The following is a 12,477-nucleotide window of genomic DNA, read 5'->3' on the forward strand; positions in this document are numbered from 1 at the left end:
TGTCTATAGAATATCACTATGTTCTCCATAAATTATATCAATCAAGGGTTGAAGCCTTGAATCATTTTTTCCGGGGGTTTGTAACTCTGATTTAAATAAGGAAGCGAATACCCAACTTCAGGGGTACTCGCTTCTTACATTCCTTTAATTAATGCTCCTTCAAAAACCATTCTTCTAAAGATTGTTATTTTCGAAAAGAACTATGCGTCGTGCTCCTAGATAACGTGAAGACCAGTAAGAATTTGTTATATTGTCAAAACTTACGCCATAAGCCTCAGAATCAATCATGATGTTATTGCCAATATAAATTCCCACATGGGAAGCACCGGCTTCGTAGGTGCTGAAGAAGACAAGATCTCCCGGTTTAAGGTCCGATTCCGGAATGGCTACACCTTCCGTATATTGATCTTGGGACACGCGATCTAAATGTATCCCAAAGTGCCCGTAAACATATTGGACAAATCCCGAACAATCAAAACCTGGATTCGGAGAAGTTCCGCCCCAAACATAGGGAGTTCCTAAAAATTGTTCAGCATAAGAAAAGATGGACTGAAAACTCCCGGAAAAAGGTGTCAACTGTTTAATTATTGACTTGTTGGCATCTGTACTGTCAGCGGGGTTTATGCCTGCTTTACGACCCGCTGCAACTAAAGATGTCTCTAAACCCTGTTCTTGCATCAGTTGTTCTACAATGCTAATATTTGATTGCAGATTGAGCGACGAAAGTATTGTAGTTTTCTCTTGAGAATTTATTTGAGCTAAAAGAGTTTGCTGAGTCGATAATAATTGTTGTTGCGACTGCTGCAATTGTTCCTTTTCCTGGAGAGATGTTTGAATAGACGTCATTTCTTCGTTAATTAAGGATTGTTGTTTAGAGATACTGGCATTTGAACTTGATAGTTTCTGGTTTAACTGTTCGAAATCATTGATGATATAGGAAACATATTCCCATCGATCTAAAAAGTCAGACATACTGCTCGATTCGAATAAAACCTCCACAAAAGGAAGAAAGCCCTCGTCTTCATTTCCATTTTGATAAAACGTACTTAACAAATTTCCTAGTTTGTCACTATCCTCTTGACGTTGTTTTTGAAGCTGATCTTGCTTAGTTTGTAAATCTTGAAGTTGTTTTTGCTGAGTCAACAAGTTATTTTGATCATTGGCTATCCCTTCATTGATGGTTTGGAGAGACTGTTGTAATGATAAAATTTTAACATCTAAAGCAAGTTCTTGCTGCGTCTGGTCACTGAACTGACTGTTTAGTTCCTGTTCTTGTTGTGCATATTGTTGCAATTCATTCTGTAGGTTATTAGTTTGAGTTTCGCTTACAGAATCGGTTTGGACTTGGGAATTAGTTTGAGCTTGAGCCTGTAAAGGCATACTTAGAAAGAAAGTTATGCAAGCAATTATACATAGTTTTCGTTTATTTATCATAATATATCCTCTTTATATTTAAAAGTAATAATTTTTTATATTAAATTGTTCGCTAAAACTTCTTAAGAACCTTTAAGATTTTTGTGAATTTCTTTTTAAAGATATTTCCTCTTTTACCATAAAGAATAGGAAAATAATACAGATAATTAACACAGTCGGCGACACAAAATCTTTATTTATCATCCTCGTACATACCATGTTATGGATATCATGGTATTGCGGGAACGTACCCTAGAGAAAAGCAAAACAAAAACAGCCCTTTCGGGCTGTCATTTTATCCTATTCTTCAGAGTGTTTAAAAAGGTAACCCTATAATACGCTTCAATCCAATTCTTTCACAGCGTTTTTCATGCTTTGAACATAATCATAAATATACGGACCGGCGTTTTCGCCGTGCTTCTCGATAATTTTGACAATAGCGCTTCCGACAATCACGCCATCGGTAATTTTGGCAATCTCTCCTGCCTGTTTTGGCGTGTTAATCCCAAAACCAACAGCGGTGGGAATAGAGCTCACTCCCTTGACAACCTCTAATATAGCCTTTAAGTCAGTTTGAATCTCGCTTCTCATCCCTGTGACACCCATAGAAGAGACTACGTAAATAAAGCCGGTTGCCTCCTGGGCAATCTGTTTGATCCGCTGTTCCGATGTGGGGGCAATTAGGGAAATAACGTCGACTCCAAAACCTGCGGCAATTTCGGCCAGCTCACCCTTTTCCTCATAGGGCAAGTCAGGGATGATGATGCCATCCACACCTAAATCGGCACAGCGTTGGAAAAACCGGCTAAACCCATAGTTAAAAACAGGATTTAAATAGGTGAGAAAAACCAGCGGTACCTCCGTCCTTTTCCGCAGGGAGGCCACCAAATCAAAAATCTTATCGACAGTGGCTCCGGCGGAAAGCGCGCGAATATTGGCCTCTTGAATAACCACTCCCTCGGCTATAGGGTCAGAAAACGGAATGCCGATTTCCACTAAATCAGCGCCACCCCGGACCATTTCTAAAATAAACTCTTCGCTCTTTTCCAAAGAAGGATCTCCGCCTGTCACAAATCCGATAAAAGCCTTGCCGTTTTTAAAAGACTCTGCAATTCTACTCATGGATACATACCCCCTTGTAGCGTGCGATAGCGGCAACATCCTTATCTCCGCGTCCTGAAAGACATACGATAATGATTTGATCCTTGCTCATAGTCCCCGCAATTTTTTGAACATACGCAATGGCATGGGCACTTTCAATAGCACAAATGATGCCCTCTGTTCGCGCCAAATATTCGAACGCTTCCACCGACTCATCATCGCTTACAGGTACATACTCTGCCCTGCCAGTATCATGTAGGTTGGCGTGTTCCGGCCCGATCCCCGGATAGTCAAGACCTGCTGATATTGAATACACCGGGGCAATTTGCCCATAGTCATCCTGACAGAAATAGGACTTCATGCCATGGAAGACGCCCAGTTTTCCCTTGGCAATAGTGGCGGCATGTTTTTCAGTATCAATACCGTGTCCCGCCGCCTCGCAGCCAATTAACTTGACACTTTTATCACCGATAAAGTGATAAAACATTCCCATCGCGTTGCTGCCGCCCCCCACACAGGCAACCACAGCATCCGGAAGTTTACCCTCGAGTTTTAAAATCTGCTCCCTCGCTTCTCGACTAATAACACTCTGAAAATCGCGGACGATCATAGGAAAGGGATGTGGTCCCATTACAGAGCCTAAAACATAGTGGGTGTCATGGATACGAGCTGTCCATTCCCGCATCGTTTCGTTAACTGCATCCTTCAAAGTCATGGTTCCGCTCATAACCGGGTGAACCTTAGCACCTAAAAGCTCCATACGGTAAACGTTTAAAGCCTGTCTGTCCGTATCTTCCTTGCCCATAAAAACCTCACATTCTAAACCAAGAAGCGCTGCCGCTGTAGCTGTAGCAACACCGTGCTGTCCGGCACCAGTTTCAGCGATGACACGTGTTTTCCCCATTTTCTTGGCCATCAGAACCTGCCCCAAGACGTTATTGATTTTGTGTGAGCCGGTATGGTTTAAGTCCTCGCGCTTTAAATAGATTTTCGCACCACCTAAATCCTCGGTCATTTTCGCCGCATAGTAGAGCAGAGACGGCCTGCCCGCATAATTATTCAATAATTGAGTCAACTCCTCGTTGAACTCAGGATCGTTTTTAAAGTGTTCATACGTCTTTTCTAGGTTAATGATTTCATTCATCAAGGTCTCTGGAATGTATTGCCCTCCATGAATGCCGTATCTGCCTTTAGCCATTTCGCATTCTCCTAACTATTTCCAAAATTTTATCTCTGTCTTTCTTACCCTCTGTTTCTACCCCGCTGCTCAAGTCGACAGCATACGGACTCGTCTCTTTAATTGCCTGTGCAATATTCTCGGCCTTTAACCCACCGGCCAGAAAAAAGGGCCTCTTCACCTGACCGATTAGATTCCAATCAAAGCACACACCCGTTCCGCCAGCTCCATTATCCAACAGTAGAAAATCGGCGATAGAATGCTGTGCCTCCTCGATATTCTGATGGGATAAAACACGAATCGCCTTAATGATGGACTTACTGGTCAATGATTTTAATTCTCGCAGATAACTTTCATTCTCATCTCCATGGAGCTGGGCCATTTCGATGATGTTCTCATTTAAGAGCCTGGCCACATTAGTTAACGGCTCATTGACAAATACACCCACTGGCGTGATATCCGATTTGAGTTTAGGCCTCATAGCTTCTGCCCATTTAACACTCACTTGTCGACGGCTTTGGGCAAAAACAAAGCCGATAAAGTCAGGTCTAGCCTCGTTAACGTAATCGATGTCACAGTCTCGGAACAGTCCGCAAATTTTCAATTTCATTGAACACGTACTCCTCGCAAGACGGCGAGCTGTTCTTTTTTATTGGTACTACGCATTAAATTTTCCCCGATCAGAACAGCATCCGTCTTGTTAGCTTTCAGCATAGCCACATCATCAGGAGATTTAATTCCACTTTCTGAGACAAATAGGATGTTCTCCGGCACTGAGCCCCGAAGCCTTATGCTCGTGGTAATGTCAACCTCAAAGGTCCTAAGGTTGCGGTTATTCACTCCGATCACTCTGGCTCCTGCAGCTAAGGCCGACCTAACTTCCTCCTCCGTATGCGCTTCAACAAGGACTGATAAACCCAAGCCGTGGGCTATTTTCAGATATTCCCTCAGGACATCGGTCTTCAGCAGGGCACAAATAAGCAGGATCGCCGAAGCGCCGATAACCTTGGCCTCATAAATTTGATAGCTGTCTATGACGAAATCTTTACGCAAGAGAGGAAGGTTCACTTCTTTGCTGATCTCGGTGAGGTAGCGGTCCAGACCAAGAAACCAGTAAGGCTCTGTGAGGACTGAAATAGCCGAGACACCCGCCGCTTCATATTCCTGTGCAATCTGCAGATAGGGGAAATCCTGCGCAATGATTCCTTTTGAGGGTGAAGCCCTTTTTATCTCGCAGATGAAGGATAAGCCCTCTGCTCTAAGAGCTTTTTCAAAAGGGAAATCTGTATTGGCTGTAATCGCTTTTGCCTCTGTGATCACTTGCTCTTCTGGTTTTCGCCGTTTAAGCTCAGTAACCCTCTCAACGGTTTGGTTAGCTATTTTCTCCAAAATCAATGTCCATACACCTCGTTGGAAAGCCTTACGAATTCTTCGAGCTTCTTTAGAGCCGCGCCGCTGTCAATGAGACCTTTGGCAAGAGGAATTGCGCTTTTAATAGACTCAGCCTTACCTGCCAAATACAAACACAGTGCTGCATTGAGAATAACAACATCGCGCTTGGCACCCTGCTCGGAACCATTTAAAATGCTGCGGGTAATTTTGGCGTTCTCCTCTGCATTGCCCCCGACAAGCTCAGCTAAAGTACAATAGTTTAAGTTCAATTCCTCCGGATTAAGGTAATAGCTGTTCAAGACCCCCTTTTCTATTTCGCAGACCTTCGTCTTTGTTGTAAGGGTTGCCTCGTCCAAACCATCACAGCCATGAACCACCATGCCACGCTTGACACCAAGATTCGAAAGCACTTTAGCTAACGGCTCCACAAGCTTTTCGTCATAAACGCCCATCAACTGCCTATTGGCCCCGGCAGGATTAGCAAGGGGTCCCAAAATATTAAATATTGTACGGACACCCATTTCCCGCCGCACCGGGGCACAGTGTTTCATTGAGCTGTGATAGGTTTGGGCGAACATAAAACAGAGATTGATTTTATCTAAAATTCTCTGACTCTGCTCTGCGGAAATTGTGATATTGATTCCTAATTTTTCCAAGACGTCCGCCGCACCGCTTTTACTTGAAACACTGCGGTTGCCATGCTTCGCTACAGGTACGCCGCCAGCAGCGACGACAAAGGCAGTCGTCGTGGAAATGTTGAAAGTTCCAACCTCATCGCCGCCGGTCCCTACAATATCCATGACCTCCTGAACAGGATTAAGGTGTATTGCCTTTTCGCGCATGGCCAGAGCGCTCCCGGTAATTTCGTCGATGCTCTCACCTTTCATCCGCAGTGCCGCGAGAAAGGCGCCCATTTGAGCATGCGTAGCGGTTCCATCCATCATTTCCCCCATAACCGCCTTCGCCGTATCAAAATCCAAGTCTTCCCCTTTAATAACCTTGTAGATTGCTTCAGTTATCATGCTTGATTCCCTCCCAAAAAGTTCTCCACGATGGTTCTGCCCTGTGGTGTTAGGATTGACTCTGGATGAAACTGAACTCCATAGACTTCAAAATCTCTGTGTTTTACTGCCATGATCTCTCCGTCGCGTGATCGAGCAATTACATTGAGTTCAGTGGGCATGGTGTCTTCGATGGCGGCCAGTGAATGATACCGCGCACCTTGAATTGTTTCAGGTAATCCTTTAAAAAGCGGACAGTCATTATCAATGATTATTTTGGACGGCTTGCCGTGCATCAGCTCCTGAGCATAGGATACAGTCGCACCAAACGCTTCGCAAATAGACTGATGCCCAAGACAGACCCCGAACACAGGGATTTTACCGGCAAAATATCTTGAACTCTCCACACATACTCCGGCATCGGCCGGCCTGCCAGGTCCAGGGGAGAGAATAATTGCTTCAGGAGCTAAGGTTTCTATTTCCGCTATACTTAGTTCATCGTTGCGGATGACCTGAATATCAGGATTGATAGAGCCGATAAGTTGATATAGGTTATAGGAAAAACTATCATAGTTATCAATTAAGAGAATCATCAGTCCATAACCTCCTCGGCCAATTTGAAGGAATTCATAACCGCTCGAGCCTTGTTGATACATTCCTCATATTCTTTTTCCGGCACACTGTCAGCAACGATTCCGGCACCGGAGCGAACAAAAACCTTGCCGTTTTTCTTAAATGCAATGCGTATGGCAATGCAGGTATCCAGGTTGCCGGTAAAATCGAGATACCCGATCGCACCACCATAAATTCCCCGTTTATTGTTTTCAAGTTCGTTGATGATCTCACAGGCACGAATTTTTGGTGCACCGGAAAGAGTTCCTGCAGGCAACACGGCATCTACAGCATTTAAGGCGTTTTTATCGTCCCGTATCTCCCCCTGGACTGTAGATCCGATATGCATTACATGAGAGAAACGTTCGATCGACAGGTGCTTTTCTACCTTTACCGTTCCGAACCTGCTTATCTTGCCGAGGTCATTGCGGCCCAAATCTACCAGCATATTGTGTTCAGCCAATTCTTTAGGATCAGAGAGTAAATCCTTTTCATTCTGAAGGTCCTCCACTTCCGTCTTCCCTCTTGGTTTTGTACCTGCCAGCGGGAACGTGTAAAGCTTGCCATCTTGGAGTTTCACTAAGGTTTCCGGGGAGGCACCTGCAATTTCAAGATCATCGCTGGAGATATAAAACATGTAGGGTGATGGATTCAAGGTCCTTAAAACACGGTAGGCATTGAGGAGACTGCCTTCAAAATCCGCTTCAAAACGGTTTGACAATACAACCTGGAATATATCCCCTTCACGAATATAGTGCTTTGCCTTGTTAACCATCTCGCAATATTCGTTTTCCTTAAACAAAGGGCGAAATTCCGAGGCGATGATGGCGGGCTTGGGCTCTTGATAAGCACCTTGCTTAATAAGCTTTACAATGTTTTCAATTTCCATGACGGCTTTGTTGTAGCCTGAATCAAGTTCTTCAGTTTTAACATTGGCGATAAGGATAATCTTCTGTTTCAGATGGTCAAAGGCGATTACCTTATCAAAAAGCATTAGGTCTACGTCCTTAAAACCTTCCTGATCCTCAGCATCCAATTTGAGCGACGGCTCGCTGTACTTTATATAATCGTACGAGAAGTAACCAACAAGACCACCGGTGAAGGGCGGCAAATAATCAAACCGCGGGCTTTGATTCTCGTCAAGAATCCGTTGGATATATTCACGAGGATGATTTGTATTGAAAGTAATTTTTGTGCCTGCATTGATGTTGAGAACTCCGTTTGTACACGTTAGCTCAAGTTTCGGGTCAAAACCTAAGAATGTATAGCGTCCCCACTTTTCGGAACTCTCGAGGCTTTCAAGCAGAAAACAGTGATGACTGACATTTTTGAGGATTTTCAGCACCTCAATCGGTGTCCTGAGATCCGAAAAAATCTCACGGCTGACTGGAATCATGTTATAATCCGCTGCAATTTCCTTGGCTTCATTTAGGCTTGGTCTATACATAAATATCCTCCTTTTGTGCTTACCGCTCCTTGCCGTCACGGCGCCTTGGCATTCATAGCGGCGCCAGGCACATCTTGGGCCATTATCTGTGAACGTCAAAAAACCCGTCCTTGACTATATGTCAAGGACGGGTTTGAAAATCAATACCCGCGGTGCCACCTTGCTTTGCGGAAAATTCCGCACGCTTTAACAGAATACCAACATATTCCTGGCAACTGACGTATGCCTTCACGTCGCGGAGTACTCGGCCAAAGCCTTTCACCGCGCCCTCCGTGGTCCATTTAACAGTCTGCGTTCTGCCGGTTCACAGCAACTCCGGCTCTCTGAAAGTGCACGATCCATTTTTATCTCCACATCAATGGTTTTCGGTAGATATTTAATTACAATGTATAATACTCACATTAAGACCATTTGTCAACCATATTAATCAAACTTAATAACATATATGAAAGTTTTGTGAAATTTAATGAAGTCCATTAGAAAAGTTGATTAAATAGTGTTAATATAAGTTATAAGTATAACTTTTGTAAACTCAAAGTGAGAGAGGTGTAAGCAATGTCGCCTTTTGAGAATTCCTCCCGTTATTCTCAAAACTCCTACGTAATCGACTTGAAAAAAGTTAAAACTGTTTCCTTATCGCAGGTTATGGGTCTGTTATCCTTTATGTTCTTAGCTATGGCTGCTGGGGCTTTCTTAGTACCCCCGCAATACTTTATGCCTGCTGTCATTTTAGAATTTGCTTTACTTTTGATTATTCCCATCATCAATCGGCAGGCTGTAGTTCGAGGCAATGATCCTGCCGCCGGCTTAACAGCGGGACTCTCCCTGCTCTTTGCGGCTTGTGCCGGGGTTGTTCTTGGCCCCATCGTTCAATCTTTGGCTGCAACGACTGATGGGCTTGCTGTACTCGGTGAAGCTGCTTTAGTGACATTTATTGTCTTTGCCGCCTTTGGCGCCTATGGAGTCATGACGAAGCGTAATTTAAACATTATGGCTAAGGCACTCTTCGTCGGCCTGCTAATACTGCTAGGCATCACAATTCTCTCTATGTTTTTTAGCACCTTTTTCAGTCCGTTCGGACTGCTGATTGGCATAGGAGGGGCCATCCTTTTCTCCTTGATGACAGCGCTGGATTTCCAGCGTGCAAAATACAGCAGTGCTGACAACGCGGTTTTGGTTACCTTAAGCATCTTTTTGGATTTTGTCAATCTGTTTACCTTTATCCTCAATATCTTTTTGATATTCGGTGGCGGCGGTGGAATGCGCAAGCGCTAATATTTCTGACAATTACTTTAAAATGTCTTGAAAGTTGCCCCAGGTTATTATCAATCAAAGATAGTAACCTGGGGTTTACTTTAATCGCCCCCAGCAGTTCTACTGCTTAACTTTATATTCGTCTTTTTTAAATACCCAAGCTGATATTGATAACCAAACTAGATAAATAAGTGGTTGAATATATTTATAGACTTCTATTGTTTCATACAACCCTGATTGTGACATTACTATTCCCACAGAATAATTAAGGGCTACAAATATGATGACGTACGGAACTAGAAATAATTTCCTTACCGGTAGAAGATAGAACTATATCATAAAGTAAAAAGTCCATGAAATGGGAGTCCAGAAAGAGAAAATGCCAAAGATACTGGTCACACCCATGTTTTTATAGCTTAAAAAACCCATGAGATGAAATATTGAGGCAAGGGCTGTATCACCTATTCCTCCAAATAATAATCCATAGAGGAAAAATCTCTTATATAAATTCCGCGGAATTATTACGAAAGAAACTAACCCAGTTACAACCGCAAATATCAAGTAAAATGATGGTTCAAACATTTCAGACACCTCTTTCATTTAAGTAATATTAGGGTATCCAAATCTATCCCGATTATGGCAATTATGGATATGATTATTTGGGCCTAAGCAGAAATCGAAAAACCTGATGCAACCATTTGCACCAGGTTTTCAGTGAAGATTATTAAACCTTAAACTATTAGATGTCGCAATATTTCCACATATCCCTCCGTCCCGTTTACCCGAATTCTCTGCCCGTCTTTAATCAGCTTGGTTGCATTATCTACGCCTACAACCGCAGGAAGACCTTTACCGCCTGCTTCTATGAGCAATGAAGGAAAGCTTTTTAAGCGAATATGACAATAATGAGGAATGCCAGCGGGCATGACTATTGTCTCTCTTTTTTCAGGGAGAACTACTCTTCTCAATTGAAATTTCCGCTTCTCCGTCAAGTAGGTAGAGCATCGCGTCACCACCGGAAGAATGTGAGCTAATTTCTTCCCCTTCAGCAAAAGCAAATAACGTAAAGCTTACTTTTGCCTTTAGCCAGCGTTCTGCTGCTGAATTCGAAAAGAATACTCAAGAAGCATGTGATAGTTGCCCTGTTTAAGCAATTACTATCAAATGAGACAAAACCCCAACTATAGAGAAACACCTACTGTAAGAAAAAAAGTACAGTGGGTGTTTTTTGTATCAGGTACCAAGACATGAACCGAAACTGCTAGTTTAAGGCTATGAATATTAATGGATTAAAATATTTAACCAGGCAATAGAGAATTAAACATACTGGAACCCGTTTTTCCAAGAAATATTCCACAAGCCGCGGACAAAATACTTAAAATTATAATCAAAATCATCGTAGTTGTGGTGAAACCACTTATAAGATATAAACAGAAAATAACAATGGACAATACTAGTAGTATTATGCCGGCTTTAGTTTTATTAACCAAAAGAGGGGTCGTCAGTTTTTTAAAACGAAGTTTTCCGTCAATAAGTCCTGTAACGAAGCCGAGAATTACAGAAAACGGTAAAGCTAAAATTGAGAGTTTTGCAGCTACCAAAAACTCTTCCCGCAGGGGACTGCCTACCCATAAGGCCAGAGAAAGCATAATCATAATGACAATAATAAAAACTTGTGGGAAGTGGACACAAATAGGATGAATATGTTGTTCAATCATAAACCTGCGCTTGGGGGAAATCTTTTTTGTATAGGGCTCAAATACGGTCTTGGGTAATCCGCAGGCAGGACAAACGTCTTTGAGGTGACTTGCGTCCATAATAAAACCGCAGGCTTTACATTTAATAAAAGTTCTCAATGTTTGCAACTCCTTTCACTGCTGCCAGAAAATTAAATCATTATCCAAACCAGACTTTTTAGAGAACAGTACCGCGATTGATCGAAGAGCACCAATGAAAGTTAACATCCATATCGTTAAGGCAAACCATCCCCAATATTTAGGAATTGGCGTTAAAAATGCGAAATTTGTTATTTTGATTAAAGCCATTGTACAGACAGTGTACATTCCCAGGGGAAAGACACGACCCCAAGAAGGTATTTCATAAACATTAAGTTTAGTTCCGAATCCAATTCTCAACCAGGGAAAAATCTTTATCCACCCGGGAACCTTATCCAAAATATCTAAGTGAATAAACTTCCACACATCCATTAAAAGCAAAATAGGTATCCACCAAGTCCCTATTGACCAGGCCATCAAAGTAATTCCTTGGGTAAAAGGAATCAGGTCCTTCCAGTTGGCCGACATGGTCAATTTGGATAGGATAGTCGCACCGGTCAACGTTGTGATGGCCGCAGCTCCCATGCAGATCCAAAACGGCCCTGTCCAATCCTTGGGGTACAAAGGGTGGAAAACTAATCGATAAATTACTAAGGTGATAAACACCAAGTACAAGATGAATCCCAAAGCCCATAAAGACCAGGCGAAAAATAATACTGTTTCCGAATGAATACCGAAAGTACCGGCCAAGGTACTACCCAACAAGGCGATGGACTGAGTGCTTACAATGGTTAGCAAGGTTGCCCCATCAACGACATTAACAATCGGCTCATTCCGGAATGCGATTAAATTAACTATTATAAAATAGACTAAAAACAGCCAAAAAACCAATCCGATGAACCATAGGACTTTAGACAGACCCGTAAAGTTAAAAGAAATTAGTTGCATGCCAAAAGTATTCGTTCCGACAACAAACGTTAATAAGGCAAACCCTTTCTTTGGGTGTTTAAGGTCATTGAGCAGAGCGGTCGGATAAAACAGGGCCCTGACTGCAAGTAAACAGAACAAAGTCGGATAGAGAACTATGTTAATTACCAAGAGTGGCATCGCAATAAAATCATGTCCAAGTCCTTTAAAGGCAATTGAAATTATTCCCGTCGCCATGACTGCGGCAAAAGAAGCAGGATGTAAATTTCGGATATATTCTCTCACTTGCTCCTAACCCCTCCTCGCCCAAAATATCCCAAACAATGAACATAGGCAGCCCTATCAAAGGAATCCCTAACGTCAAACTTTTTGACGGGT

At 42.8% G+C, this 12,477-nt stretch carries 11 protein-coding genes and 2 pseudogenes; 1 reads left to right on the forward strand and 12 read right to left on the reverse strand.

The window, feature by feature from the left end:
• Window positions 1–174 precede the first annotated feature (174 nt).
• From VZF35_RS11115 to trpE, 8 genes are all read right to left on the reverse strand, one after another.
• On the reverse strand, window positions 175–1,434 hold the full coding sequence (locus VZF35_RS11115; protein WP_407313573.1) for an NlpC/P60 family protein: 1,260 nt from the start codon (window positions 1,432–1,434) through the stop codon (window positions 175–177).
• Between the two features lie 321 nt (window positions 1,435–1,755).
• Window positions 1,756–2,535: a tryptophan synthase subunit alpha gene (gene trpA, locus VZF35_RS11120; RefSeq protein WP_407313575.1), complete on the reverse strand. Its 780-nt coding sequence runs from the start codon at window positions 2,533–2,535 to the stop codon at window positions 1,756–1,758.
• Window positions 2,528–3,712 carry a tryptophan synthase subunit beta gene (trpB, locus tag VZF35_RS11125; RefSeq protein WP_407313577.1) on the reverse strand — a complete coding sequence of 395 codons (1,185 nt, stop codon included), beginning with the start codon at window positions 3,710–3,712 and terminating at the stop codon, window positions 2,528–2,530. Before trpB ends, trpA begins: the two co-directional genes overlap by 8 nt.
• On the reverse strand, window positions 3,705–4,301 hold the full coding sequence (locus VZF35_RS11130; protein ID WP_407313579.1) for a phosphoribosylanthranilate isomerase: 597 nt from the start codon (window positions 4,299–4,301) through the stop codon (window positions 3,705–3,707). The genes trpB and VZF35_RS11130 overlap by 8 nt, the downstream gene beginning before the upstream one ends.
• Window positions 4,298–5,086: an indole-3-glycerol phosphate synthase TrpC gene (gene trpC, locus VZF35_RS11135; protein WP_407313581.1), complete on the reverse strand. Its 789-nt coding sequence runs from the start codon at window positions 5,084–5,086 to the stop codon at window positions 4,298–4,300. The genes VZF35_RS11130 and trpC overlap by 4 nt, the downstream gene beginning before the upstream one ends.
• Window positions 5,083–6,105 carry an anthranilate phosphoribosyltransferase gene (gene trpD, locus VZF35_RS11140; RefSeq protein WP_407313583.1) on the reverse strand — a complete coding sequence of 341 codons (1,023 nt, stop codon included), beginning with the start codon at window positions 6,103–6,105 and terminating at the stop codon, window positions 5,083–5,085. Before trpD ends, trpC begins: the two co-directional genes overlap by 4 nt.
• Window positions 6,102–6,677: an anthranilate synthase component II gene (locus VZF35_RS11145; RefSeq protein ID WP_407313585.1), complete on the reverse strand. Its 576-nt coding sequence runs from the start codon at window positions 6,675–6,677 to the stop codon at window positions 6,102–6,104. Before VZF35_RS11145 ends, trpD begins: the two co-directional genes overlap by 4 nt.
• Complete coding sequence (gene trpE, locus VZF35_RS11150; RefSeq protein ID WP_407313587.1) at window positions 6,677–8,143, reverse strand: anthranilate synthase component I; 1,467 nt, start codon at window positions 8,141–8,143, stop codon at window positions 6,677–6,679. The genes VZF35_RS11145 and trpE overlap by 1 nt, the downstream gene beginning before the upstream one ends.
• A 555-nt stretch (window positions 8,144–8,698) precedes the next feature.
• On the opposite strand from trpE, the gene VZF35_RS11155 reads away from it, so the two are divergent.
• On the forward strand, window positions 8,699–9,418 hold the full coding sequence (locus VZF35_RS11155; protein WP_407313589.1) for a Bax inhibitor-1 family protein: 720 nt from the start codon (window positions 8,699–8,701) through the stop codon (window positions 9,416–9,418).
• Between the two features lie 710 nt (window positions 9,419–10,128).
• Here the strand turns inward: VZF35_RS11155 and VZF35_RS11160 are convergent.
• From VZF35_RS11160 to VZF35_RS11175, 4 genes and pseudogenes are all read right to left on the reverse strand, one after another.
• Window positions 10,129–10,245, reverse strand: a pseudogene (locus VZF35_RS11160) (PEP-utilizing enzyme); the annotation flags it as partial.
• Window positions 10,246–10,302: 57 nt separating this feature from the next.
• Window positions 10,303–10,496 (reverse strand): annotated as a pseudogene (locus VZF35_RS11165) (cupin domain-containing protein); the annotation flags it as partial.
• 199 nt (window positions 10,497–10,695) lie between these two features.
• Entirely contained in the window at window positions 10,696–11,253 is a 558-nt protein-coding gene (locus VZF35_RS11170; RefSeq protein ID WP_407313591.1) for a rubredoxin-like domain-containing protein, read from the reverse strand.
• 15 nt (window positions 11,254–11,268) lie between these two features.
• Window positions 11,269–12,384, reverse strand: coding sequence for a tellurite resistance/C4-dicarboxylate transporter family protein (locus VZF35_RS11175; protein ID WP_407313593.1), 1,116 nt, complete (start codon window positions 12,382–12,384; stop codon window positions 11,269–11,271).
• Between the last annotated feature and the right edge of the window lie 93 nt (window positions 12,385–12,477).

The organism is Desulfosporosinus paludis (genome assembly GCF_045689965.1).
GTDB classification, from domain to species: domain Bacteria; phylum Bacillota; class Desulfitobacteriia; order Desulfitobacteriales; family Desulfitobacteriaceae; genus Desulfosporosinus; species Desulfosporosinus paludis.